This is a genomic window from Pseudomonas sp. S06B 330 (assembly GCF_002845275.2).
Classification (GTDB): Bacteria; Pseudomonadota; Gammaproteobacteria; order Pseudomonadales; family Pseudomonadaceae; genus Aquipseudomonas.
The window spans coordinates 5,066,470-5,087,500 of sequence record NZ_CP088149.1; the positions used below are offsets into that span (position 1 = coordinate 5,066,470).

The 21,031-nt window shown below is 59.4% G+C and carries 12 protein-coding genes, 2 tRNA genes and 2 rRNA genes (1 of these 16 cut by a window edge); 4 read left to right on the top strand and 12 right to left on the bottom strand.

The features are described from left to right. The first annotated feature begins 3 nt into the window (after positions 1 to 3). From CX511_RS22860 to CX511_RS22870, 3 genes are all read left to right on the top strand, one after another. Positions 4 to 627, top strand: a complete 624-nt coding sequence (locus CX511_RS22860; RefSeq protein ID WP_045187862.1) for a lysophospholipid acyltransferase family protein — start codon at positions 4 to 6, stop codon at positions 625 to 627. A gap of 1 nt (position 628) precedes the next feature. After that, on the top strand, positions 629 to 1,561 hold the full coding sequence (locus CX511_RS22865) for a phosphatidate cytidylyltransferase (protein WP_045187860.1): 933 nt from the start codon (positions 629 to 631) through the stop codon (positions 1,559 to 1,561). Positions 1,562 to 1,688: 127 nt separating this feature from the next. After that, positions 1,689 to 2,033: a cupin domain-containing protein gene (locus CX511_RS22870; protein WP_045187858.1), complete on the top strand. Its 345-nt coding sequence runs from the start codon at positions 1,689 to 1,691 to the stop codon at positions 2,031 to 2,033. An 86-nt stretch (positions 2,034 to 2,119) separates the two neighbouring features. Here CX511_RS22870 and mmsB read toward each other — a convergent pair whose 3' ends face one another. Further along, positions 2,120 to 3,007: a 3-hydroxyisobutyrate dehydrogenase gene (gene mmsB / locus CX511_RS22875; protein ID WP_101292819.1), complete on the bottom strand. Its 888-nt coding sequence runs from the start codon at positions 3,005 to 3,007 to the stop codon at positions 2,120 to 2,122. A 10-nt stretch (positions 3,008 to 3,017) separates the two neighbouring features. After that, complete coding sequence (locus CX511_RS22880) at positions 3,018 to 4,544, bottom strand: CoA-acylating methylmalonate-semialdehyde dehydrogenase (protein ID WP_101292821.1); 1,527 nt, start codon at positions 4,542 to 4,544, stop codon at positions 3,018 to 3,020. A gap of 137 nt (positions 4,545 to 4,681) precedes the next feature. On the opposite strand from CX511_RS22880, the gene CX511_RS22885 reads away from it, so the two are divergent. Continuing rightward, the gene (locus tag CX511_RS22885) at positions 4,682 to 5,629 is read left to right on the top strand and encodes a LysR family transcriptional regulator (RefSeq protein ID WP_045187850.1); all 948 of its coding nucleotides are present in this window, start codon (positions 4,682 to 4,684) and stop codon (positions 5,627 to 5,629) included. Here the strand turns inward: CX511_RS22885 and yfiB are convergent. The 10 genes from yfiB to CX511_RS22935 all read right to left on the bottom strand — a co-directional run. Next, positions 5,626 to 6,126 carry an outer membrane lipoprotein YfiB gene (yfiB, locus tag CX511_RS22890; RefSeq protein WP_045187848.1) on the bottom strand — a complete coding sequence of 167 codons (501 nt, stop codon included), beginning with the start codon at positions 6,124 to 6,126 and terminating at the stop codon, positions 5,626 to 5,628. The genes CX511_RS22885 and yfiB overlap by 4 nt on opposite strands. Positions 6,127 to 6,129: 3 nt before the next feature. Continuing rightward, positions 6,130 to 7,401: a diguanylate cyclase DgcN/YfiN gene (gene dgcN, locus CX511_RS22895; protein ID WP_045187846.1), complete on the bottom strand. Its 1,272-nt coding sequence runs from the start codon at positions 7,399 to 7,401 to the stop codon at positions 6,130 to 6,132. Next, the gene (yfiR, locus tag CX511_RS22900; protein WP_045187844.1) at positions 7,398 to 7,973 is read right to left on the bottom strand and encodes a regulatory sequestration protein YfiR; all 576 of its coding nucleotides are present in this window, start codon (positions 7,971 to 7,973) and stop codon (positions 7,398 to 7,400) included. The genes dgcN and yfiR overlap by 4 nt, the downstream gene beginning before the upstream one ends. 113 nt (positions 7,974 to 8,086) lie before the next feature. Beyond that, positions 8,087 to 10,168, bottom strand: coding sequence for an exodeoxyribonuclease V subunit alpha (recD, locus tag CX511_RS22905; protein ID WP_101292823.1), 2,082 nt, complete (start codon positions 10,166 to 10,168; stop codon positions 8,087 to 8,089). Beyond that, on the bottom strand, positions 10,165 to 13,845 hold the full coding sequence (recB, locus tag CX511_RS22910; RefSeq protein ID WP_045187840.1) for an exodeoxyribonuclease V subunit beta: 3,681 nt from the start codon (positions 13,843 to 13,845) through the stop codon (positions 10,165 to 10,167). The genes recD and recB overlap by 4 nt, the downstream gene beginning before the upstream one ends. Beyond that, the gene (gene recC / locus CX511_RS22915; protein WP_101292825.1) at positions 13,842 to 17,321 is read right to left on the bottom strand and encodes an exodeoxyribonuclease V subunit gamma; all 3,480 of its coding nucleotides are present in this window, start codon (positions 17,319 to 17,321) and stop codon (positions 13,842 to 13,844) included. The genes recB and recC overlap by 4 nt, the downstream gene beginning before the upstream one ends. 247 nt (positions 17,322 to 17,568) lie before the next feature. Continuing rightward, positions 17,569 to 17,684: ribosomal RNA gene (gene rrf / locus CX511_RS22920) — 5S ribosomal RNA — on the bottom strand. A gap of 131 nt (positions 17,685 to 17,815) precedes the next feature. Continuing rightward, positions 17,816 to 20,706: ribosomal RNA gene (locus CX511_RS22925) — 23S ribosomal RNA — on the bottom strand. Positions 20,707 to 20,929: 223 nt separating this feature from the next. Further along, a tRNA-Ala gene (locus CX511_RS22930) sits at positions 20,930 to 21,005 on the bottom strand. 10 nt (positions 21,006 to 21,015) lie between these two features. Further along, positions 21,016 to 21,031: transfer RNA gene (locus CX511_RS22935), tRNA-Ile, on the bottom strand (it continues 61 nt past the right edge of the window).

A 21,031-nucleotide genomic window follows, 5' to 3' on the forward strand; every position in this document is an offset into this window, starting at 1 on the left:
GCCATGCTTGCCGCCCTCACCGCCTTTGCCATCACCTCGGTCGCCCGCCTGATCACGGGCGCCCGCGCCTTGTGGCTGGGCTGCACGCCGCAACCGGTGCAACGGCTGTACTACGCCAACCACAGCAGCCACGGCGACTTCGTGCTGATCTGGGCGTCACTGCCACAGCCCCTGCGCCAGCGCACTCGCCCGGTCGCCGGTGCCGATTACTGGCAAAAGCCGGGCATTCGCCAGTTTCTGATCAAGCGCGTGTTCAATGGCGTACTGATCGATCGCCAACACAGCGACGCCCAGAGCAGCCCTTTGCAACCGGTCCAGGAGGCGCTGGCCCAAGGCGACTCGCTGATCTTCTTTCCCGAAGGCACCCGCAACCTCAGCGACGAGCCGCTGTTGGCCTTCAAGAGTGGTCTGTTCCACCTCGCCAGCGCCCACCCGCAGGTCGAAGTGATCCCGGTGTGGATCGCCAACCTCAATCGGGTGATGCCCAAAGGGCGTGCCCTGCCCTTGCCGTTGCTCTGCACCTTGAGCTTTGGCGAACCCCTGCAGTTGCTGGCCGATGAAAGCAAGCACGCGTTTCTCGACCGGGCCCGCGAGGCCCTGTTGGCCCTGGCTCCGAAGGAATCCTGACATGGATAACAACACACTATCGCTGTTCGCCGGCATCGGCGGCCTGCTGCTGTTCGCCAGCTTGATCGGGCGTCTGCTCAAATGGCGCGCGGGCCCGGCCCCCCATGCGGTGATCGACAACCTCAATGCGCGGATCAACGCCTGGTGGATGATGGTCCTGGTCATCGGCCTGGCCTTCCTGTTCGGCAAGCTCGGGGTGATCCTGCTGTTCTATTGCGTGTCGTTCTACGCCCTGCGCGAATTTCTCACACTGACGCCGACCCGACGCAGCGACTACCCGGCGTTGGTGGCGGCCTTCTATGTCGCCCTGCCGGTGCAGTACCTATTGATTGCCATGGATTGGTACGGCCTGTTCAGCATTTTCATCCCGGTCTACCTGTTCCTGCTGCTGCCGATCCTGGCCAGCTTCGGCGGCGACACCACGCGCTTCCTTGAGCGGGCATCGAAAGTCCAGTGGGGGTTGATGATCGCGGTCTATTGCCTGTCCTCGGTACCGGCCCTTATGACCCTGGATATCCCCGGATACGAAGGTCGCAACCTGCTGCTGATCGCCTGGCTGATCCTCGTGGTGCAGATCTCCGATGTGCTGCAGTACGTCTGCGGCAAGCTATTCGGCAAGCACAAGGTCGCCCCTAATCTGTCGCCTTCAAAGACTGTCGAAGGCCTGGTCGGCGGCGTGGCGCTGGCAACCCTGATCGGCGCCACCTTGTGCTGGATCACCCCCTTCAGCTTCTGGCAGGCGGCGCTGATGGCCTTGACCGTCAACCTGATGGGCTTTGCCGGCGGTCTGGTCATGTCGGCAATCAAGCGTGACCGTGGGGTGAAAGACTGGGGGCATATGATCGAAGGTCACGGCGGCATGCTCGACCGCATGGATTCGGTCTGCTTCGCCGCGCCGGTGTTCTTCCACTTCGTGCGCTACTGGTGGGCATAACCACTACCACCTCGATGGATAAGCCCTGATTTGCGCGTCCAGACAACCAAAGGTCGAGACCAGACAACTGCCCCCAGCCGATCGCTCCTATGGTGATGGACCTTTGAGCGATCCACTGGAGCCTGAAATGTCCGACTTCATCACCGTACTGCGCGAGACCTGCCCTACCCCCGTGCTGGATGCGACCAAGTGGCAACGCATTGGCGGTGACCCGCATACGGTCAACCTCAACGCGTATGTGTCGGCCGACGGCAGCAAGATCATGGGCACCTGGATCTGCACCCCGGGCAAGTTTGCAGTGCACTATGAAAAATGGGAGTACTGCCACTTCCTCGACGGCTACTGTGTGATCACCCCGGAAGGTGAGCAGCCGGTGCATCTGAAAGCGGGAGATGTGTTCGTCATCGAACCGGGGATGAAAGGCACCTGGGAAGTGGTGGAGACGGTGCGCAAGTATTTCGTTTTCGCCTGATTGCAATCCGTCGCTGGCAACGCCAGCTCCCACAGAATTAAAGTGTGCGCAGTACCTGTGGGAGCCAGCATTGCTGGCGATGCGTGTTACTCCGGCTTGCGATACCCCTCAACAATCGCCGAAAAATCCTTGCCGCCATCACCGCGTAGGCTCATGGTCTGATACAACTGTTGCGCCAAGGCCCCCATGATCACCGGCTGATGCGCCTGACGCGCCGCTTCCGTCGCCAGGCCCAGGTCCTTGAGCATCAGTTCGGCCCCAAAGCCACCGGTGTAACCACGCGAAGCCGGTGCGGTTTCGATGATGCCGGGCCAAGGGTTGTAGGTGTCTGAGCTCCAGCAGCGCCCGGTGGAGCTGTTGATGATCCCCGCCAGCACCTTGGTATCGATGCCCAGGGCATTACCCAGGGCCATGGCTTCGGATACACCAATCATCGAGATGCCCAGCAGCAGGTTGTTGCAGATTTTGGCGATCTGCCCAGTACCCACTTCACCGCAATGGACAATGTTACGGCCCATTTGTGCCAGCACCGGCTGCAGGGTGGCGAACAGTGCATCGCTGGCGCCAACCATGAAGGTCAGCGTGCCTGCCGCGGCACCACCGGTACCACCGGAAACCGGTGCATCGGCCAGGTCCACGCCCTGCTTGGCGGCCGCCGCCGACACTTCACGCGCGGTCTGCGGATCAATGGTGCTGCAGTCGACCACCGGCGTACCGGCACGTACGCCGGCCAACACGCCGTCCTCGCTCAGGTACACGCCGCGTACATGAGCAGCGGCTGGCAGCATGGTAATCACCAGCTCACTCTGCTGCGCGGCATCACGCGGCGATGTGCTGATCTGCCCACCGAGCTCGGCAAGCTCGGCGAGTACAGTCTTGTTCAGATCGAACAGATTCAGCTGATGGCCGGCCTTAATCAGGTTGCGCGCCATTGGTGCGCCCATGTTGCCCAGGCCAATAAATGCGATACGCATAATGAACTCCTTAGCGCAGGCTGATGGTGGTGTTCACACCGTCGTTGACGCTGTCGTCATCGAACCAGCGGCTGGTGACAGTCTTGGTCTGAGTGTAGAACTGCACTACCTGCTTGCCATACGGGCCCAAGTCACCAAGCTTGGAGCCACGGGAGCCGGTGAAGCTGAAGAACGGCACTGGCACCGGAATCGGGATGTTGATGCCGACCTGACCGACATCGATTTCGTTCTGGAACTTGCGCGCCGCCGCACCGCTCTGGGTAAACAGGCCTGTGCCGTTACCGAAGGGGTTGCGGTTGACCAAGGCGATGGCTTCGTCAAGGGTATCGACCTCCAGCACCACCAGCACCGGACCAAAGATTTCCTGGGTGTAGATCTGCATGTCGGTGGTCACCCCGGAGAACAGGGTCGGCCCGACGAAGTTGCCTTGCTCGTAGCCCGGCACGCTGACATCCCGACCATCGAGTTCGAGTTTGGCGCCTTCCTTGATACCGCTTTCGATCAGGCCCAGCACACGCTCTTTGGCACGCTTGGAAATCAGCGGGCCGACATCTGTGCCCAGCTCATTGCCGGCGTTGACCTTGAGGTTGGCTGCCAGCGTCTTGAGCTCTGGCAGCCACTCGCGGGCCTTGCCTACCAGCACTGCCACCGAGGTGGCCATGCAACGTTGGCCGGCCGCGCCGAAGCCTGCACCGACCAGGGCGTTGAGGGTCTGGGTACGGTTGGCGTCCGGCAGCACCACAGCGTGGTTCTTCGCGCCCATCATCGACTGCACGCGCTTGCCGTGCTGGCCAGCGAGGTTGTAGACGTGGGTACCGACTTCGGTGGAGCCCACGAACGAGATTGCCTTGATGTCGGTGTGGGTGCACAGCGCATCAACTACCTGCTTACCGCCGTGTACGACGTTCAGTACACCAGCGGGGACACCGGCTTCCAGCGCCAGCTCCACCAGCAGCATGGTCGACAGTGGATCCTGCTCCGACGGTTTGAGGACGAAGGTGTTGCCGCAGACGATGGCCATCGGGAACATCCACAACGGGATCATCGCCGGGAAGTTGAACGGCGTGATACCAGCGCAGACACCTATCGGCTGGCGCAGGGTGTAGGTATCGACACCACCTGCAACGTTTTCTGCGAACTCGCCCATTTGCAGGGTACCGATGCTGCACGCGTGCTCAACCACTTCCAGGCCGCGGAAAATATCGCCTTCGGCGTCAGCAATGGTCTTGCCCTGCTCAGCGCTGAGAACCACAGCGATGCGCTTGGAATGCTCACGGATCAGTGCTTGCAGCTTGAGCATGATGCGCATGCGTGCACCGATCGGGGTATCGCGCCAGGTTTTGAAGGCACGTTGACCAGCGGCGATGGCCGCATCGACTTCTTCAGCTGTGGCGAATGGCACACGAGCCAGCACTTGCTGGGTGGCCGGGTTGACCACATCGCGCCATTCGCTGGTTTTCGATTCGACCCATTGGCCGTCGATCAGCAGCTTGACCTGCTCGACCTTGGTCTGGCCGGGAGTGAGGGATGCGTTCATGTGCGTTCTCCTGAAATTGTTGTTAGGGAGAGATCGACGCCGTCGGGTCAGCCACGACAAGCGCTTGGGTCTAGGGCTTGTTTTGGAGTATAGATGTGCAAAGATCCAATAAGAACGCACATAAAAGCCGGACCAACATGCAAAAAAACATCACCTCCCTAGGCGCCTTGAACTGGGATGACCTGAAGTTCTTTCTTGAAGTGGCCCGTACCCGCAAGGCCAGCAGCGCGGCCAAGCGCTTGGGTGTGGACTACACCACCGTGTCGCGGCGGATCAGTTCGCTGGAGGTGGCGCTGGGCACTTTGTTGTTCGAAAAATCGCGGACCAACGGCTTTGTCCTGACCGCCGAAGGCACGCGCCTGCTCAGCTATGCCGAGTCGATTGAAAGCACCCTGCACATGGCCTGCGAGCAGGTTTCAGGGTCTGGCGTGGCGCTTTCCGGGCATGTGCGCATGGGCTGCACCGAAGGCTTTGGCAGCTTCTTCGTCACCCCACAATTAAGCCACTTCGTCGACGCCTACCCGGCCATTTCAGTGGACATCCTGCCGCTGCCGCATTTCATCAGCCTGTCCAAGCGCGAAGCCGATATCGTCATAGCCCTGGAGCGTCCGGAGCATGGCCCCTATGTCTGCTGCAAACTGTGCGACTATCGCCTGCGCCTGTACGCCACTCAAGAGTATCTGGACAGCCACGAGCCGATCACGCGCAGCAGCGACCTGGCCCGGCATCAGTTCATCAGTTACGTCGACGACTTGGCTTTCAGCTCAGAACTGCTGTACCTGGCCAACCTGATTCCTGCCGCCAGCGCCAACCTGCGCAGCACCAGCGTTATCGCTCAATACGTGGCGGCGCAACAAGGTCGAGGGTTGGCGATACTGCCGTGCTTTCTGGCCGCACAAGATCCGCGTCTGGTGGCGATCCTGCCGGAGGAGGTGGAGATTACCCGGCAGTTCTGGATGTACTGCCGGGAAGATCTGCGTAAGCTGAAGCGGATTACCCTGTTGTGGGATTACATCCGTGAGGTGACTGAGCGCAACACGCCGCTGTTGATGGGCGAGTCGCGCAGCATGACATTCGCCAATTAGTCGGAAGCAACCACGATCGCCACCCGGCGGTTTTCCATACGCCCCTCGCGAGTGTCATTGCTGGCCACCGGTTCCCGGCTGCCCAGTCCACGGGTTTCGACGTTCTCCGGACGCATGCCGATAGAGGTCAGAACATTAGCCACACTCTTGGCCCGGCGCAGTGACAGCTGCTCGTTGTAAGCAGCCCTGCCGGAGGCATCGGTATGGCCATCAACCCGCACGCGCTGGATGTCTACCGACAATAGTGATTTGCCGATGCGCTCGACGATGCTCCGGCTCTCGCTATTGAGCGAGTCCAGGTCGCTGCCGAACAACACCTTGCTCGACAGGCCGAACTCCCAGCCTTCATCGGTCAGGCGAAAGCCTTCTTGCTTGAGCACGGCAATCTGTTCAGGCGTCAGGCCCTTGGGCGGCACACTCTGGCAACCGCTCAGCGCCAGCAATAGCAGGGCCAGGCAGACAAAGTGGGTACGCAGGTTTCGACTCAGGTGTATCACGGTTCAGCTCCTGTTTTTTACTTGATTGGCAGAGCGTTCCGTCTCTGCCATTTGCCATTGGCCACGGGTGTTGCGCTTGGCCTGGTACATTGCCGCATCGGCGGCATTAAGCAGCTCGGACGGCGTGCGGCCGTCATCCGGGAAGTAAGCAATGCCAACGCTCAATGAGGTGACGATGCTCTGCCCTTCGGCCAGACGTATCGGCAGGCGCATGCTGGCAATGATTTTTTCCGCAATGCGCTGGGCATCCTCCAGGCTGTGCAACGGCGCCAGCAACACGGCAAATTCGTCACCGCCCAAACGCGCCACCAGATCATTCTCGCGCAGTTGCGCACGCACTCGCGTGGCGACACTGACCAGCACTTCATCACCCGCAGCATGGCCGTGGCTGTCGTTGATTTCCTTGAAGTTGTCACTGTCGAGAAACAGCAACGCCATGTGTTCCTGGTATTTATTGGCGTTGCGCAGCGTGCGGCTGAGCCGACCTTCGAAAAAGGCCCGGTTGGGCAAGCCGGTCAGACTGTCATGACTGGCTTGGTGGGCAAGGCTTTCGTTCTCGCTCTGCAGGTGGTTCCGCCAGCTTTCCAGCTCGTCGAGCAGGGCATTGAAGTCATTGCCCAACTCATTGAGCTCCGCAATCTGTGCTGGCGGCACCCGGCGATCGAAACTGCGTTCGCGACGTGCGGCATGAGCCACCGTGGCCAGGCTGCGCAACGGACCGACAATATCGCCAAACATGCGCCGCGACAGGTACAACGCCCCCACAGCACTGAGCACCGTACACAGCATGATGCCGGCCAGGCCACTGAGCAGAAAGCGCACAAGGCTACCGCCCTGCCCGACCAATTCGATACGACCAACCTGCTGGCCCTGATGCAACACCGGCAGGACGATTGGCTCTTCGAGCAGACTGCGGGCCACCTGCTGCTCCATTCGGGCCAGCAAGCTGTCATCGCTGCGCTGCCAGCGGGCGAGCAACTGGTCGCCGTCGTCAAACACCTTGACGTCAGCCACCTCTTCGGTGGAGGCAATCAGCGCCAGTGCCTCATTAGCTGCGCTGCTGTCGTTGAACACCACCGCAGCTTCAACGGTGTAATTGATCGAGCGGGCAATCAAGTGCAAGTTGTGGTTGGCATACACCCGCAGCGCCAGCACGCCGAGCACGGTAATGGCAACACCAGCCAGGCCCACTGCCAGTAAGGCCACACTCAAGTGGCGACGACCAAGCACGGCACGCAAGGTCGGGCGCTCGCGCCCCCAGCCGAATCCGATCATGGCTGCGCAGCCCGACGCCGCGACAACTGCAGCACCGAAGGATGAATGCGTACGCCGCTACGCGCCACCGAATCAAGGTTGACGTCAAACGCCACCTGGCGGTCGCTGACCCGCAGGCAGAACACACTGCCTACCGTGCACGGGTCATCAGCTTCGCTGATGCTCAATACCGGGTGTCCGCTGATTGCGCTGAACAACTGGCTACGTTCGCTGGGGGTCAATGTACCGAGATAAACGGCGTCGCACTCATTGCCGATGCGCGGGTCTGCGGCCAACAACCGTCGCACCAGCACGGGACGACCTGTGGTCTGCGTAGTACCTTTGACCAGGTCATCGGCATACTCGGTCGGCCCGACCAGGCACAGGCGCAGTTGCGCAGGCTCCACCGGCCAACGCGCATAACTGAGAATACCCTGTACGACTTGAGTCACCGCCGAGGATCGTTGCTCGGCCAGGGTCGAAGTTGGCGAGGTATCGGCATGGGCCAGCGTGCCGAAAAACAACGGCAGCGCAGCCAGTAACAAGCGCCCCCGGTTTATCACACGTCCCGATGTCGGGGCGGCCACATTCATGAAGGAAATCTCTTAAAACGCCGAGGAATGATGCCGCAACGATAGCACAGAGGCCGTTTTCCCAGCGAGAGAGCAAGCCCCCGCCGATCCGGGAAAAGGCCGAATCGCCGTGCTCATACCTGCTCCAGCATCAACCCGGAAATGCGCTTGACCTTGCGCCGCACCGCATCCTCGAAAATGCCTTGTCGCGGTTCTATCAAAGTGAAACAGCTTTTCGCCCGGGTGATACCGGTATAGATCAATTCCTTGGTCAAAACCGGGTTCAGAGCGTCAGGCAACACCAGGGCAGTATGGGTGAATTCCGAACCCTGAGATTTGTGCACAGTCATGGCGTAAACAGTTTCTACCTCATTGAGACGGCTGGGCAACACGAAGCGTACACCACCGCGGCCATCATTCCGAGCAAAGGCCACCCGCAACACTTGCTGGCCAGGGTGCTGTTCATCGGGCAGGCGCAAGGCAATACCGATGTCGCCATTCATAAGGCCCAGCCCATAATCATTGCGGGTCATCAGTACCGGTCGGCCTTCATACCAGGGTTGCTCAACATCGATCAGACCGGCGGCGCCAAGCACACGACCGACCCGCTGATTCAAGCCTTCGACACCCCACGGGCCTTTACGCACGGCGCACAGCAACTGGAAGGTCTCAAAACCCTGCAACACGGCCATGGCCCACGCCTCCCAGCGCGGGTCATCGGCTGGCGTGGACAGCGACGGACGTTGCCGGCCAATGACCTGCAAATAGCTGCGGTAGCCCTGCGGCCCCTCGGCTCCGCGACCAAGACCGTCGAGCAGCAGCCGGTCGAGGGCGCGATCCTGCTCACCGCGCAGGGTCAGGCCGAATACATCATCCTGGGTTTGTAGCAGCAAGGCACGGGCCTGCTCGGCATCCTGCAGATTGACCAGCCGTGCCAAACGCCCGATACCACTGGTCTCGCCGAAGCGGCGGGAGAAACGCAACATCACCACCTGCTGCGCCAGTGGATATTGTTCGGCAGAGCCCGCCTGCAGCTCACTGCCCACCAGCGTCTCAGCACTGACCTGCTCCAGCCAGGCCTGGGTCTGAGCGCTATAACGGCCGGCCTCGGCATCCCGGCAGAGGTCACCGAGCACCGCACCCGCCTCCACCGAAGCCAACTGATCCTTGTCTCCCAGCAACACAAGGCGAGCGTGAGGCGGTAGCGCGGCGAGCAAGTTGGCCATCATCTCCAGGTCGATCATCGACGCTTCATCGACTACCAGCACATCCAGGGGCAAGGGATTACCCGCATGATGGCGAAAATGTCGCGAGCCCGGGCGGCTACCGAGCAGGCGGTGCACCGTGGAGACATCGGTGGGAATGTTGTCCCGCACCGGGGTGTCAACCGCCAGGCGTTCAACCTGCTGGCCGATGGACTCGGTAAGTCGTGCCGCCGCTTTGCCGGTGGGGGCCGCCAAGCGAATACGCAAAGGGCGCCCCGCCTCCACCGCTGGGGCCTGGAGCAAAGCCAGCAAGCGCACCACGGTGGTGGTCTTGCCGGTACCAGGACCACCGGTAATGATGCTGAAGGCCCCCCGAGTAGCCAAGGCGCAGGCAAGTTTCTGCCAGTCCACCTGACCCGGCTGGCTGCCACCGGCAAACAGCTGCGCCAAGCGCGCCGACAGGTCGCTGGGCGTCGGTTCAACTTGTTCCAGGCGTTGGCGCAGGGCGTTGTCGATCTGCCGTTCATAGCTCCAGTAACGACGCAGGTACAAACGCTGGCTGCTGAGTACCAACGGTCGCGAGGCCTGCTCAACACTCGCACCATTGGCGACCAGACGGCTGCTGGCCAGACGTTGCAACCAGGTGTCCAACGCCAGTCGTTCAAGCAACTGTGAGGGTAACAACAGTGGGCCAGCCAGAACATCGCCCTCGGGTGGCAGCGACAAGGCAAAGTCCGGCTCGGCCAAGGTCTCACCTAAATCCAGGCACACATGCCCATGCCCCAACTGGTGGCTGGCCAAGGCTGCGGCCAATAGCACCAGCGGATCGCCGCCCGGGTCACGCTCGTCGAGAAAACCGACGAAGGCCCGGTCCAGAGCGCGCAACCAGCCACGTTCGACCCAGCGATCGAGCAAGGCCAGCAAGTCAGCACTGTTGCTCAACGGTGCAAGTGCCGCCAGATGGCCGGCATCCAAGGGTGTCGGCAACAGGTCGACGAGGGTACGGCTCATGGTGCATCTCCCTGGAACAGGTCGTGTTGTTGCGGAGCACTCTGGCCGCGAAACAGGTCATCGAGGCGCTCGATCAACTCCCGTGGCGGCTTGACAAAAAACACTCCGCCAGAGGCCGAATGCACACCACGCAAAAAGATGAACACAGCGCCGCCCACATGCTGGTCGTAATCGTAATCCGGCAGCCGTGCACGTAATTGACGGTGCATGGCCAACAGGTACAGCACATATTGCAGGTCGTAGCGGTGGCTGAGAATGGCCGACTCCATGGCCAGTTCGCTGTAGGACTGATCGTCAGGACCAAGCCAGTTAGACTTGTAGTCAGCCACGTAATAGCGCCCGTCATGTTCAAAGGCAAGGTCGATGAAACCTTTGAACATGCCGTTGAGCTGGGCCGGTTGTGCAGCAATTCGTGCTGCGCCTTGGTGGGTGTGCTCGGCCACCAGGCGATCAAGCTGAGCAACATCGACCTTGTGGCTGGCAAACCAGAATTCCATCTCGATCTGGTACTGGCTGAGCTGGTTCAAGGCCACTGCCGGACTATCCGGTGCCAGGTCCATAGGTTGCACCAGCAACTGCTGCAGCCAGAAGCTCAGGGTGTTAATCCAGCCCGTCCAGTCACGCCGGTTGCAACGCTGGCCAACCATGCGCTTGAGCGCCTCATCATTCGCCGTCACCTGGCCAAAACCTTCCAGCCCCGCCCATTCGAGCAGGCCGTGGAGGAACGTTCCGGGGTTGGGACCACGCGGGAAACGATGGATATCGCCGCTGCCGGGCATCACTTCGCGCAACTGCTGCGGGTCGGGGCGCTCATCATCGAGCAACTGCTGTGCTTGCGAGCTGTCTGCCGCCAGGGTCAGCGACTCCTCACCAATACGCAGCGCACTGTAGGAGGCGATCCACCAATTTTCCGCCGCGCGACGTTTGGGCTGTCGTGCAGGCAGAAGCTCGGCCTGATTGCGTGGTGCACTGTAGCGTTGTTCGTCAGGCTCAGGTTTGACCTGGCAGGTAATCGCCGGGCAACCGGCCTGCAGCGCCTGCAGCCAGTCACTCAACTGGCTGGAAGCTGGCAGCGGCGCCCCGCCACCGAGCAGATAGCCCAGCGCCGAACGGTGGAGCAGTGAGGTTTTGCCGGTGCCACGTTTAAGGTCGGCCACACCCAGCCAGCAGGCGTGCTGTGCGCGGGTCAAGGCAACGTAGAGCAGGCGCAGGTCTTCAGCCAGACGCTCATCGTCGGCCAAGGCGATTTGCTCGGTTTGCGGAGTCAGGGTCAGTTGGGCCTGACCTTGACTGTCGTGCCAGGCCAGCGGCAGGCGCGAGCCATCCACCGGTTTACTGGTGCAAATGAACGGCAGGAACACCAGCGGGTACTCCAAGCCCTTGGACTTGTGAATGGTGACCACCTTGACCAGTTGCTCATCACTTTCCAGCCGCAGAATCTGCTCTTCACCGGCTTGCCCGGCGCTGGCAAGGTGCTCGCCGAGGTGGCGGATCAGCGCCTGTTCTCCGTCCAGTTCGGTCGCCGCCTGCTGTAGCAGTTCGGCCAGGTGCAGCAGGTTGGTCAGCACCCGCTCGCCATCACTGCGGGCCATCAATACCTGCGGCAGATCGAAGTCGTGCAGAAGCCGACGCAGCATCGGCAATACCCCCTGGCTGCGCCAGATCAGCCGGTACTGACGGAACTGCATGACCCAGCGTTCCCACACACGCTCGTTCTGGTTCAACTGTTCCAGGGCCGACAGCGGAAGATTCAAGGTGATACTGGCCAGCGCCGCCTTGAGCAGGCGCTCGACATCCGGCTCGGCACAGGCCTTGAGCCAGGACAGCAGGTCCTGAGCTTCCTGGGCGGCGAACACCGAGTCTTTGTCTGACAGGTACACGCTACGTACATCACGGGCGGCCAGTTCGGCGCGGATCAATTGCGCTTCGCGGCCATCACGGACAAGGATGGCGATGTCTGAAGGCATACAGCCACGCAGCCTCTGGTCTCCCTGCATAAATCCGCTGCGACCCTGTTGCCCGCCATTAAGCAGCGCGACGATCTGACTGGCGCAACTGGCTGCAAGCTGCTGACGGTAGATCGCCCCGGAGACGGGCTCATCGCTTTGCAGCTGCCACAGATGCAGGGCGCCGAGCACCTGCCCGTCGACCTGAAATCGCTCTCCGCGGCCTTTGGCCTTGACCTCGACAAAGGGCACTGGGTTGTCTTCGCCGTCGCGGAACAGAAAGGCACCGCGCCCCCGCTCACGCAGTTCAGCCTGCATGAACACATGATTGACCGCGCCGACCATGTCCTGGCTGGAGCGGTAGTTGGTGTCCAGGCTGTGCAGGCGCCCGGCGGTAGCACGGCGGGCCCCTAGGTAAGTGAAGATATCAGCACCGCGGAAGGCGTAGATCGCCTGCTTCGGGTCACCAATCATGAACAGGCCGGTGTCGCTGAGGTTTTCCTCAATCCGGTAGATACGCTGAAAAATCCGGTACTGAACCGGATCGGTGTCCTGGAATTCATCGATCAAGGCCACCGGGAACTGCTCACGGATCAAGCCTGCCAGACGCTCACCCGCATCGCCGTGCAAGGCGTGATCGAGACGTATGAGCATGTCATCAAAGCCCATTTCCGCACGACGGCGCTTTTCCTGTTCGAAACGTGCTCCAACCCAGGCGGCGGCGTGCTCCAACAGGCAAGCGTCGGGGGTCGGCAAGGCTTTCAATTGCTCTTGCAGGGCCTCCATCGCCTGGAGTGCCGGGTGGGTGGGTGGCTCGCCTTTCCAGGCTTCTGCCACGCCTGCGCGGGTCAATCGGGTGAAACCGGTGCCTAGGTTAAGCTCCAGCGCCTGCACGTCTTCAGCCCACGCCACCAGCTTTTCGCACCATGGTTCGAAGAAGCGCGCCTGAATGAACTTGCCATGCACCTGTTTGTTCGCTACGCCGTCTCGACAGATCTGTAACAGCTCCCCCGCCCATTGCACCCAAGGTGCCTTGAGGCTGCGCAACTGTTCAGTGCGCTGTTGCAGTACAGCATCGATCAGCGCTTGCGGTTCCTCGGCGCTGTTCTCAATACGTTGACGTCCAAACAGCGAGCGCACCCTAGGCAGCAACGCATCAGGGCTGACCCAGTGACTGCGCACCCAGGCCAGGGCGTCACCGTGCATGCTGTAGCAAAAACGTCGCCAGTAATCGCGCATGACCTGGCCGAGCAACTCGCTGTGATCGGTTTCCAAGGTCTGGGTGAACAGGCTGCCGCTGTCAAATGCATGCTCACGCAACATGCGCTGACACCAGCTGTGAATGGTCGACACCGCCGCCTCATCCATCCATTGCGCAGCTATATCCAGACGGTTGGCGCAGGCTGGCCATACGTCCTGTGGATAATCGTCACGCAACTGTTGCAGCAACAGATCGGCCCCTTGCAACTCGCCACGGAAGAAACGTGCAGCTTCTGCCAGTCGCGTACGAATACGTTCGCGTAGTTCCTTGGTAGCTGCGTCGGTGAAGGTCACCACCAAAATCTGTGGCGGCAGCAATTCGCGACCGAAGCCTTGGTCGCCGCCATGCCCCAGCACAAGGCGCAGGTACAGGGCAGAGATGGTGAAGGTCTTGCCGGTACCGGCGCTGGCTTCGATCAGTTGACTGCCGTGGAGCGGAAAAGTCAGGGCCAGGGGGGCTGTGCGACTCATTGGCCGTCCTCTTCGTTGCCTAAGGTCTGCCAGGGCGCCTCGAACATCGGCCGGTACATGGCTTCACACCACCCCTCGAATTCTTCGCTGGCAGTCAACGCCGCAAAGTCAGTGAATTGACGGGCCAGCGCGGTGCTTTCGCTACGTTCGCCAAAGCTGTTCTGACCATCGCCTTCATAGGCCTTGGCCGCAGCAACCAGCGCTTTGTCGGGATCAGTCTGGGCCAGCCAGGCAATGGCGGTCTTGACCGCCACAGGCAGCGGCGCGCACATGCCAGCCTGGCGGGCCAGCAGCAAGTCACCAAGCAAGTCCGCCGCACGGGGTTGCTCAATTGGTGTCAGTAACAGGGTGACGTCCGTGGCCACCACAGCACTATGTAACGGCAACCCCACTGAACAGGCGGCCAAATGCATGACCCAGGTTGACGTCAACCGATGCCATTTCAGTGATCGACCGCTGCTGATGCCATTGGGCAACGTGGTAATGCTGAGCAAGGATTGATCATCGCGTTGATAAACCCGCCCAAGCCAGCCTTCGAGTTTGAGTTGGCGGTGTTCGAAGCGAATCGGTAAGGCGCTGTCCAAGGCAGTGGGCCACTGGTGCAACAGCTGTTGATGACGCTGCAGTAAATCCGGCAACGGCTCGACCAACTCGGCTTGCAGGCACTCGCCGAAGCCCGCCAATGGCAGCATGCCGCTACCCTGCAGGCGACGAGCCTGAGCACCCAGTGCCTGGCCGGCGTCCTCGGGGCTCGCCAGGGCAGCGACTAACAGGCTTTCGCTGAGGCTGTAACGCTGCAAGGCGTCAAGTACAAAGGGCTCTTCATCGGCCAAGGGGGCTTCCACCGACTCGAAAAATACCTTCAGGCGCTGACTGAAGAAGTGCCGCACGGGATGACGCAGGAAGTCCTGAAGCAAGGTCAGGCTCAAGGCCTCATCGTTGCTATAGGGAGGTAGTTGTTCCTCGACCTTTGGCTGCTCTTCGCCAGGAAGGTGCAAGGTTCGCCACTCGCGTGCGTAACTGAACAAGCTGCTGCCTTTGTGAAAGTAACGGGCGCTGAAGGGCTGCAACGGGTGTTCGACGGTCAAGGCCTGCAACAGCTGTTCGCCACCGTCGAGCTTGTCGCCGTCTTTGGCGCCGGCCAGTCGCCAACCGCCGGCAAGGTGATCGCGTAGCTGGCCGATCAGTACCGAGGCTGGTCGTTCACTGTTGTCACGAATACTGCGACCGACCCAACTGACATACAACTGATCACGCGCCGAAAGCAGCGCTTCCAGCAGCAAGTAACGGTCATCTTCACGACGAGAGCGATCACCTGGACGGTAGTCACTGCCCATCAGGTCGAAGTCCAGCGGCGGTTGCGCGCGTGGGTAGTCACCATCATTCATGCCAAGCAGGCAGACCACTTTGAACGGTATGGCGCGCATGGGCATCAGCGTACAGAAATTCACCGAACCGGCCAGGAATCGTTGTGACAATCGCCCCTGATCAAGCCCGGCCAACCACGCTTCTCGAACCACGGTCAGCGGCAGCAAGTCTTCAAGGCCAACCGATTCACAGGTTTGCAACCAGGTCTCCCGCAACGTCTGCAGTTGTACCAACAAGTAGTCGTCATGCTCGGTTTCGGCCAGGAAGAATACCTGCAACAGCGCGTGCAAACGCTCGCCCCATTGCGCCGCCGTGGCTGGCGTAGACAACTGCTGATAGGCGATTTCCAGCGCATCGAGCAGGGCCACCAGGGGCCCGATCAGTGCCGCGTCCAGCCCACCGATCTCATCAAACGGCTCGATCCCGTCGCAGCCTTCGCCGGTGCCCACGGCATAGCCAAGGAGCATCCGCCGCAGGCCGAATCGCCAGCTGTTCTGTTCCAGATCAGCCGGCAAGCCGAGACTTGCGCGCTGCTCGGCGTTTAACCCCCAGCGGATTCCGGCGCCTTCAATCCAGCGGTGTAGGGTCGGCAGATCGCTTTCCTTGATGGCGAAACGGGCGCGCAAGGCGGGCACATCGAGCAAGTCGAGAATCTCGCTGACCGCAAAGCGGCTGTCCGGCAACTTCAGCAAATGCTCCAAGGCAATCAGCAGCGGATCACGACCGCGCTGCCCCTGATCGGTCAGGGTAAACGGAATGAAGCGAGGGTCATCGCGGCCCAACTGGCCAAATACGGCACGTATATGCGGTGCGTAGGTGTTGATATCCGGCAGCATGACAATCACGTCACGCGGGCGCAGGTGCGGGTCGGCACTGAAGCGGGCGAGCAGCTGGTCGTGAAGAATCTCCACTTCACGCTGGGGGCTGTGAGCGATATGGAAGCGTACCGAGCGATCCTTGGCAGGATTGACTTCAGGCCATAGTGCGCGGCTTTCTGCCAGCGGGCGCAATTCGAGAATGTCGTCCTGCAACTGATTGAGCAGGTTCTGCGGTTCATTGTCACTGAACAGGTCGATGCGGCCATCACTGAATGCTGCACGGTAACTGCCTGGGTCGTCGTAGCTGTCGAGCAGGTTGATGTAGTCACGGCCCTGCTTACCCCAGGCTGCCAGCAGTGGATGGGCGTGCTGGTGCAGGGTTTGTGCATCGATCAGGCTGGGCATGCCCTGCTTGCGTTGCTGGCGTTTGTACTGATGACGCAGCAGGTCCTTGTCGGCAACGATATCCGCCCAGTGGTGACGACAGGGGTTGTGCACACAGAGCAACACCTGGCTGAAACGTGCGAGCCCGGCCAACGCCTCCAATGCCTGGGCGGGCAACGAGGAAATGCCGAAGACAATCACCCGTGACGGCAGTCCAGCAGGCGCGTGCTCAAGGCTGTTGATTCGTTCGATGAAGCGCTGATGCACCCCGGCACGACTCTGAGCCATGCCCTCCTCCCCCACATCCACCAGCAGCGCACGCCACAGCTCTGCCTGCCAGCAATTGGCCGGAGGCAGTGGCTTCGACTCACCGCGAGCGGTGTTGAGCACATGTCGACCGGCGGCCCAGTCTTTGAGCCAGTCGGCACGATAGACCTGGTATTGGTCGAACAGGTCGGCCAGGCGCTCGGCAAGCTGGTAGCGCTTGCGCAGGTCACTGTCGTCAGTCAGGAAGCGCTGCAAGGGCTCGAAATGCGGCTTGTCGATCACCTCCGGCAGCAGACGCATCAGACGCCAGGTCAGTGGTGCCTTATCGAGCAGGGAAACTTCCGGAATTTCTTCGCGACCCAGCACCCGACGGTAGAGTTGCCACATGAAACTGCCGGGTAACTGCACCTCGATTGCTGCTGCAATGCCGCAGCCGCCCTGGTCGTCATCCTCCGGGTCTTCGGCCAGCGCAAGCTTGAGCCATTGGGCAATACCGTTGCTTTGTACCAGTGCGATCTCGTTTTCCAGTGGCGCCAGCGGATAGCGCCGCATCCAGCTCACCACCAGGCTGCGCAGTTCATCCAGGCGGTTGCCATGAACCACCATGAATCCTGGAAGGAGTGGGTTTGCGTGCGGCATTGGGCATCCTTGAGGCTGTGCGGGCAGGGGGAAACCATATCATGGGCTTGGCTGACGATAGCGGCTTGTCTGTTACAGCGCATCGCCCTATGGGAGCCAGCCTTGGTGGCGAGGGCATCGCTGGGGTGTCAGCGATTGCGCAGTGGCGGTATCGCCGGTAAGGCCGGCTCCCAGGCAACGGCCAGGGCCAGGGCCGGAAAAGACAAAACCCCTACCTGCATACGCAGATAGGGGTTTCGGAATTTAATCTTGACGATGACCTACTCTCACATGGGGAAACCCCACACTACCATCGGCGATGCATCGTTTCACTGCTGAGTTCGGGATGGGATCAGGTGGTTCCAATGCTCTATGGTCGTCAAGAAATTCTGTTGCCAGAAGGTCTTGTTAGACACTCCAGCGAATTGGGTATGTGACAGTTTGTGGTTTTACGAACTTTCGGTTCATTTCGTCTTCACCACCACAATCTGCGTTGCAGATTGCTTGGGTGTTATATGGTCAAGCCTCACGGGCAATTAGTATTGGTTAGCTCAACGCCTCACAGCGCTTACACACCCAACCTATCAACGTCGTAGTCTTCGACGGCCCTTCAGGGAGCTCAAGGCTCCAGTGAGATCTCATCTTGAGGCAAGTTTCCCGCTTAGATGCTTTCAGCGGTTATCTCTTCCGAACATAGCTACCCGGCAATGCCACTGGCGTGACAACCGGAACACCAGAGGTTCGTCCACTCCGGTCCTCTCGTACTAGGAGCAGCCCCTCTCAAATCTCAAACGTCCACGGCAGATAGGGACCGAACTGTCTCACGACGTTCTAAACCCAGCTCGCGTACCACTTTAAATGGCGAACAGCCATACCCTTGGGACCGGCTTCAGCCCCAGGATGTGATGAGCCGACATCGAGGTGCCAAACACCGCCGTCGATATGAACTCTTGGGCGGTATCAGCCTGTTATCCCCGGAGTACCTTTTATCCGTTGAGCGATGGCCCTTCCATACAGAACCACCGGATCACTAAGACCTACTTTCGTACCTGCTCGACGTGTCTGTCTCGCAGTCAAGCGCGCTTTTGCCTTTATACTCTACGACCGATTTCCGACCGGTCTGAGCGCACCTTCGTACTCCTCCGTTACTCTTTAGGAGGAGACCGCCCCAGTCAAACTACCCACCATACACTGTCCTCGATCCGGATAACGGACCTGAGTTAGAACCTCAAAGTTGCCAGGGTGGTATTTCAAGGATGGCTCCACGCGAACTGGCGTCCACGCTTCAAAGCCTCCCACCTATCCTACACAAGCAAATTCAAAGTCCAGTGCAAAGCTATAGTAAAGGTTCACGGGGTCTTTCCGTCTAGCCGCGGATACACTGCATCTTCACAGCGATTTCAATTTCACTGAGTCTCGGGTGGAGACAGCGCCGCCATCGTTACGCCATTCGTGCAGGTCGGAACTTACCCGACAAGGAATTTCGCTACCTTAGGACCGTTATAGTTACGGCCGCCGTTTACCGGGGCTTCGATCAAGAGCTTCGCGTTAGCTAACCCCATCAATTAACCTTCCGGCACCGGGCAGGCGTCACACCCTATACGTCCACTTTCGTGTTTGCAGAGTGCTGTGTTTTTAATAAACAGTCGCAGCGGCCTGGTATCTTCGACCGGCATGAGCTTACGGAGCAAGTCCTTCACCCTCACCGGCGCACCTTCTCCCGAAGTTACGGTGCCATTTTGCCTAGTTCCTTCACCCGAGTTCTCTCAAGCGCCTTGGTATTCTCTACCCAACCACCTGTGTCGGTTTGGGGTACGGTTCCTAGTTATCTGAAGCTTAGAAGCTTTTCTTGGAAGCATGGCATCAACCACTTCGTCGCCTAAAGGCAACTCGTCATCAGCTCTCGGCCTTAAGATCCCGGATTTACCTAAGATCTCAGCCTACCACCTTAAACTTGGACAACCAACGCCAAGCTGGCCTAGCCTTCTCCGTCCCTCCATCGCAATAACTAGAAGTACAGGAATATTAACCTGTTTTCCATCGACTACGCTTTTCAGCCTCGCCTTAGGGACCGACTAACCCTGCGTCGATTAACGTTGCGCAGGAAACCTTGGTCTTTCGGCGTGGGAGTTTTTCACTCCCATTGTCGTTACTCATGTCAGCATTCGCACTTCTGATACCTCCAGCAAGCTTCTCAACTCACCTTCACAGGCTTACAGAACGCTCCTCTACCGCATCACCTAAGTGATACCCGTAGCTTCGGTGCATGGTTTGAGCCCCGTTACATCTTCCGCGCAGGCCGACTCGACTAGTGAGCTATTACGCTTTCTTTAAAGGGTGGCTGCTTCTAAGCCAACCTCCTAGCTGTCTAAGCCTTCCCACATCGTTTCCCACTTAACCATGACTTTGGGACCTTAGCTGACGGTCTGGGTTGTTTCCCTTTTCACGACGGACGTTAGCACCCGCCGTGTGTCTCCCATGCTCGGCACTTGTAGGTATTCGGAGTTTGCATCGGTTTGGTAAGTCGGGATGACCCCCTAGCCGAAACAGTGCTCTACCCCCTACAGTGATACATGAGGCGCTACCTAAATAGCTTTCGAGGAGAACCAGCTATCTCCGAGCTTGATTAGCCTTTCACTCCGATCCACAGGTCATCCGCTAACTTTTCAACGGTAGTCGGTTCGGTCCTCCAGTCAGTGTTACCTAACCTTCAACCTGCCCATGGATAGATCGCCCGGTTTCGGGTCTATACCCAGCGACTAAACGCCCTATTAAGACTCGCTTTCGCTACGCCTCCCCTATTCGGTTAAGCTCGCCACTGAATATAAGTCGCTGACCCATTATACAAAAGGTACGCAGTCACCTAACAAAGTAGGCTCCCACTGCTTGTACGCATACGGTTTCAGGATCTATTTCACTCCCCTCTCCGGGGTTCTTTTCGCCTTTCCCTCACGGTACTGGTTCACTATCGGTCAGTCAGTAGTATTTAGCCTTGGAGGATGGTCCCCCCATATTCAGACAAAGTTTCTCGTGCTCCGTCCTACTCGATTTCATGACTAAGAGATTTTCGCGTACAGGGCTATCACCCACTATGGCCGCACTTTCCAGAGCGTTCCGCTAATCTCAAAGCCACTTAAGGGCTAGTCCCCGTTCGCTCGCCACTACTAAGGGAATCTCGGTTGATTTCTTTTCCTCAGGGTACTTAGATGTTTCAGTTCCCCTGGTTCGCCTCTTGCACCTATGTATTCAGTACAAGATACTCAGCTTATGCTGAGTGGGTTCCCCCATTCAGAGATCTCCGGATCAAAGTCTGTTTGCCGACTCCCCGAAGCTTATCGCAGGCTACCACGTCTTTCATCGCCTCTGACTGCCAAGGCATCCACCGTATGCGCTTCTTCACTTGACCATATAACCCCAAGCAATCTGGTTATACTGTGAAGACGACATTCGCCGAAAATTCATGAAAACTCACAAATTTTACCTTAGCCTGAACAAACACCAGTGAAAGTGCTGTCCAGTCTATCTTTCTATCACATACCCAAATTTTTAAAGAACGATTCTGAAAAAGTTCAGAAATCAATATTCGATGCGAATATTCATTTCTAAGCTTTGACATGGTAACAAGGGGGTGGTGGAGCCAAGCGGGATCGAACCGCTGACCTCCTGCGTGCAAGGCAGGCGCTCTCCCAGCTGAGCTATGGCCCCAACAAGAAACTGGTGGGTCTGGGCAG